At 55.6% G+C, this 4672-nt stretch carries 4 protein-coding genes; all 4 read left to right on the top strand.

The window, feature by feature from the left end; translation table 11 throughout:
* The first annotated feature begins 880 nt into the window (after positions 1 to 880).
* The 4 genes from JZX87_RS30800 to JZX87_RS30785 all read left to right on the top strand — a co-directional run bounded on the left by JZX87_RS30800 (position 881) and on the right by JZX87_RS30785 (position 4283).
* Positions 881 to 1411: a GNAT family N-acetyltransferase gene (locus JZX87_RS30800; RefSeq protein WP_206829622.1), complete on the top strand. Its 531-nt coding sequence runs from the start codon at positions 881 to 883 to the stop codon at positions 1409 to 1411.
* Between the two features lie 102 nt (positions 1412 to 1513).
* Entirely contained in the window at positions 1514 to 3367 is a 1854-nt protein-coding gene (locus tag JZX87_RS30795; protein WP_206829621.1) for an ABC transporter ATP-binding protein, read from the top strand.
* Between the two features lie 205 nt (positions 3368 to 3572).
* Positions 3573 to 3767 carry a hypothetical protein gene (locus tag JZX87_RS30790; protein ID WP_206829620.1) on the top strand — a complete coding sequence of 65 codons (195 nt, stop codon included), beginning with the start codon at positions 3573 to 3575 and terminating at the stop codon, positions 3765 to 3767.
* A 69-nt stretch (positions 3768 to 3836) separates the two neighbouring features.
* Positions 3837 to 4283, top strand: coding sequence for an NUDIX hydrolase (locus tag JZX87_RS30785; protein WP_353654304.1), 447 nt, complete (start codon positions 3837 to 3839; stop codon positions 4281 to 4283).
* The last annotated feature ends 389 nt before the right edge of the window (positions 4284 to 4672 follow it).

Here is a 4672-nt window from a genome sequence, read left to right as displayed (position 1 = left end):
GCAAAGCGGAAGGCGGAAGTTGGTCCAGTGCCGGCAACAGCTGCATGTCTGAAGGCCTGCTACATCGGGTTTTGGCATTTCTATCAGCGCTTGTGGTTTTCGCAGGTGACTTTTCGGAGATCAGAATGTCGGCTAGAAAAGCAAGATGAGCGCTTCGGAACCGATCCACCCTACATTGAACGATCTCAAGTTCGAGATCGGACAGGTACTCGTCTGCTGGTCTTTTCTCGAAAATACGATGAGAGAGCACCTGACGCGAGCTGGAGTTCAAGTGCAGATTTTGAAGGGCCCCGTGATTTCTCACTGGAGGACATATATAAAGGCTACTTATCCAGACCGAGCCCATGAGCTTCTAGAACCAGTAGAAGAAGTCGCTCGCGTCCGAAACTTTCTCGCACACAGCATCTATTAGTTGCACGCAGACCCATGGACCGAGGGCAGCGCGGTGATCGCCTGCGAAGCACCTGAAGGTATACTTCATTATTTCAGCATCGATGATCTTCGTGACGCATGCACAGAGCTTTCAAAGCTCATGGTGACGCCGATCCGCTCGCTTGTCGCTTCCTGACGCTGACAGCCAACTCCTGATGACTGCAATTTGCGCTTCAGAGACATGAGAAAGGCGTCGCGAAAATCCTGACATTTGCTCAGGCTGACTACTCCGGTTTGCTGAAAGCAATCCCTGATTGACAACCGCACGAACTGGACGCATTTTTACACCATGACCGCAAACGTGAACCTTACCGCCCGTAATTCCATGACCTCCGGTTATCCGGTGGGCGTTGGACGGTTGGCGCGGTAATAGCGTTTCATCATCCAGCCCTGCCGAGACGAGCAGGGCGATGAAGGGCCTGCTCTCCCGCTTTTTAAGGAGAACATTATGTTGCCCGAGGAAAATACACCGCCTCAAGCAAAATTTCATATCCACGATGTCGTAGTCCGGGGCTCGCGCCCCCAGGATGCCGAAGCCATAACCGAAGTTCTCAACCTGCCGGGCGTGCGTTACGGTACTTTGCGCCAGCCGTTCCAGAGCGTTGAGAGAACCCGCAAATATATTGAAAGCGCCTCACCTTCAGACATTTTGATCTGCGCCGAATGGTATGGCAGGATCATCGGAAGTGCAGGTCTTCATCGCAAGAGCGGCCGACAGCACCATGTCGCGAGCTTTGGCATCGGCGTGCATGATGAATTCGCAGGAAAGGGTGTTGGGACCCTTCTCCTTTGCACTTTGATCGATACGGCCGACAAATGGCATGACATCCGGCGCATCGAACTGGATGTCTTTGTCGATAATACTCCGGCAATCCGGCTTTACGAAAAGTTCGGATTTGTTCGCGAGGGCACGTTGCGCCAGAACGCTTACCGTAATGGTGAATACGTCGATGCGCATTTCATGGCCCGGCTACGCTGACTGCAAAGACCCTGACAGTTGCCCCGTTCGATCGAAGCTGTGTCGGGAGATGGCACCCGTTGCCTTTGCCGTCCCTACTAATTTTTCTAATCCGAGTTGCCCATGTCGATTTCAGATGTGATTTATCGCCCCTTTGAAACCATGATCCGGCCGCTGGATATCCCCTATCGGCCGCTTCCGTCGAAGGGACCCGTGACGGTCCTTCTCCACTTCATTTCAATGTTCCGGGGTGTTCTTATCGCTCTGGCGCTTTCCTCCATGGCAATTGAGGCCATCAACCTCAGCATTGTCTGGGGGCTTTCCGTCATTGTCGATGGCGTAACCGAGCAGGGCGCGGCGGCCTTCTTGCGAAACGAATGGCTGCTCCTGACTTTTCTCGGGGTGCTGCTATTCCCGGCGCTGCCGGTCGCATCGTTCCTCCTGAACACGCTCCAGTCGCATACGCTTGGGGTTGGGATGCCGGCCGCCATCCAGTGGCAAGGGCACAAGGCAGTGGAACGGCAGGACCTTGGCTTCTTCCACGATCTATTCGCCGGACAGGTCGCTTCGCGCCTCTCCCAGGTCGCGTCAGCCGTCCAGCAACAAATCATAGCGGCATTTCAGTCGATCCCGCGTTTCCTGCTGCAAATGGTCGGATCGATGGTTCTGCTCAGCGCGCTCTCCTGGCAGCTCGCCGTGCCAGTCCTGATCTGGATCACGCTCAATGTAGCGCTCGCCGTTAAAATGGCGCCGGTCTTTACCGAGCGCTCGCGCACCACGGCCAAGCAGCGCAGCCTGGTCGCCGGCGCTATCACCGATCTCTACAGCAACATGCAGATGATCAAGCAATTCGCGGCCGAAGACAGCGAAGCCGGGGCTATCCGTCGCGTCATCCAAAAATCCGTCCAGACCCAACATAGCGAACAACGGATCTACCGGACGTCAGAACTGACCGTGGTCGCCCTCAACACGGCGCTCTGGCTGGCGATGCTATCGATCGGATTTTCCGGACTGGTGGAAGGCTTCCTGACAGTCGGCGAGTTCGTTGGTTCGGTCTACATTCTCCAGCGGCTGTCGGGGCATACCTTCACCTTCCTGCAAATGGGCCAGCAGATTTTCCAGGCGATCGGCACCATTAAGGATGCAATGCCGGTAATGACAACGCCGCCAACAATCATCGATCGGACAGATGCCAAGGATCTCATCGCCGATCGTGGCGAAATCCGGTTCGAAAACGTGCGCTTCGCCTATAAAAGCGGTAAGCCCGTTATCGACGGGTTGTCCCTGACTTTGCGGCCAGGCGAAAAGGTCGGCCTTGTCGGGCTCTCCGGCGCGGGCAAAACGACACTCGTGAGCCTGCTACTGCGGTTTTACGATGTACGAGAAGGCGCGATTTTCATCGACGGGCAAGACATTCGAGCTGTGAAGCAGGCAAGCCTGCGCCGCTCGATCGGTGTTATAGCCCAGGATGTGGCGCTCCTTCACCGCTCGATCGGCGATAATATTCGCTATGGCCGGCCTGACGCGACACAGCAGGAGATCGAACGTGCCGCAAAGATGGCAAAAGCCGATGGCTTCATTGCCGATCTTGCCGATAGCGAGGGTCGCAATGGCTATGAGGCTTTTGTTGGCGATCGCGGTATCAAACTCTCGGGCGGGCAGCGCCAGCGTGTCGCGATTGCCCGAGTTCTCCTGAAAAATGCGCCCATCCTTGTGCTTGACGAGGCAACTTCCGCTCTCGACAGCGAATCCGAAGCGGCCATTCAGGAAAAGCTCAATCTGGTGATGGAAGAAAAGACGGTCATCGCCATCGCTCATCGTCTCTCAACCATCGCCAGCATGGACCGTATCGTTGTGCTCGATCAGGGGCGCATCATCGAAGAAGGCAGGCCAGACGAACTCATCGAGCGGGGCGGTCTTTTCGCCCGCCTCTGGCAACGGCAGACCGGAGGCTTCATCCCCGAGGAAGTGGGGTGATGCTGGTGAAGTATGTTTGATCTTCAAAGCTGCGTAGCGAGTGCAGAAACAGGGAGGCTTCAGGAGTAGATCCTAGACTACCTCGCAGCAGTTATTGGGCAAATCCCGGCTTGCGCACAGGTTCTTGCTTCACAAGCGTTATTGGATAGGTCCTACCCTATTGAGCTTCCGAAGCTGGTCAGGAACCTGCGGCCCCGAAGCGGAAATGCACTACCACGTCCCTGAAGAAGCTTGGCTGGAGCGAATTCACAATATCGCTATGGATCTGACCGACGCAAAACAATTGCCGCCTTTAAATGTGGAATGGCAACATCGTCGCCTCACCATTCGCGACGGCAATCATCGACATGCAGCGATGGTGACAAAGGGCTGGAATACGTACTTTGCCGTCATGGTGTAACACTGAGGTAGAGCACCGAGTTGCATTATCGCAACTTTCCAGACGTCCGTAGATACCGGAGACCACATCGTGGAAAAGGGAACCTTGATCGAGAAAGTCCTGATCTACGCCACAACTTCGCGAGGACTTCTGGTTTTCGAAGAACCCGATTTTCCTGAAGTTCCCATTCAAGTGCCGGGGGGCACCGTGGAAGTGGGGGAGCAGTTGATCGATGCCGCCTGTCGGGAGTTTGGCGAAGAGACCGGCCTCACCGACCTAGTGGGGTTTCGGTTGTTAGGAGACAGCCATCGGCCGTTTGAACGGGATGGGAAGCTTCATAACCTGCATCGCACGTACTTCCACCTACCGCTCAGGGAAGACGTTCCCGATACCTGGGATCACTTCGAAACGACACCTTCCGGCGGAGGCGCCCCAATCCTTTTCCGATTTTTTTGGATCGACATTGCATCGGCCCGGAGAAGCCTGGATCTAGGCTCGGGTGAAATGCTCGATCAACTTCCCTCCGTGGGATGGTGACGACAGCTTCCTGCTTATGACCAATAGGCAAACGATCACGGTGACTTCTACGACTGGCCTGACTGCGAACCTGCATTATGCGGATGCTACCCCGCTAAGTTGGTTTCCTCTGCCCTTTGGAGGGTGCTTTCGAGGCCCGGGCGACAATAAATCTCGCTGTGAGTTCGGACCACGGCGAGTGTTCTCCGTCCCAGCAATGGGAGGCACAGCGCCACGGCCTGCTCGCAAAAGCGCTTGGTCTGAAGGCATCGATTACTACAGAGCGGCGTGACAAAATCAGGTCAACTCAGGCTGCAAACTAGCGAGCCGTGCATTTGCCCCTAAGGACCGTTCGGCCAAATCTTGTTGCCATGACCGCTGTTTGCGCTTTCGCGTCATGACGGCAGTTG

This window comes from Agrobacterium sp. Ap1 (genome assembly GCF_017313375.1).
GTDB lineage: Bacteria > Pseudomonadota > Alphaproteobacteria > Rhizobiales > Rhizobiaceae > Neorhizobium > Neorhizobium cellulosilyticum.
This window is presented reverse-complemented; position numbering and strand designations above follow the sequence as displayed.

Coding starts and splice junctions, on each gene's coding strand:
- JZX87_RS30800 (WP_206829622.1), top strand. CDS start 881: ATGTTGCCCGAGGAAAATACACCGCCTCAAGCAAAATTTCATATCCAC.
- JZX87_RS30795 (WP_206829621.1), top strand. CDS start 1,514: ATGTCGATTTCAGATGTGATTTATCGCCCCTTTGAAACCATGATCCGG.
- JZX87_RS30790 (WP_206829620.1), top strand. CDS start 3,573: ATGCACTACCACGTCCCTGAAGAAGCTTGGCTGGAGCGAATTCACAAT.